Below are 248 nucleotides of genomic sequence, written 5' to 3'. Positions count from 1 at the left end.
GGGGCGGTTAAGCCGTTACATCCCTATACAAGAAGAGAGCTTGTTGAACTGGCATACAGTGGTGACAACCTACTCATAGACAGTGCAATGAACGGTTCTGTTGATCAAAATCTCTATAGCTTAGCAGGGGTAAAACGTCGAGGTGCTTTGCGTCTAAACTCAGATACTTTAGCGTTTTCTGATCAATTTGTTACAGCGCCAACTGATGACATGATTGCTAATACTGCGCTTCGAATGACTGGTCGTCC

Annotated in this window: 1 protein-coding gene; it reads left to right on the top strand. The window is 44.8% G+C overall.

Translation table 11 applies throughout. The features are described 5' to 3' along the window. Positions 1–248, top strand: a 248-nt coding sequence (locus SB679_RS25670; protein WP_410705192.1) for a hypothetical protein, incomplete at both ends; no start/stop codon positions are given.

Origin of the sequence: Chryseobacterium sp. SIMBA_029 (assembly GCF_046535275.1) — a bacterium.
Lineage (GTDB): Bacteria > Bacteroidota > Bacteroidia > Flavobacteriales > Weeksellaceae > Chryseobacterium.
This window is presented reverse-complemented; position numbering and strand designations above follow the sequence as displayed.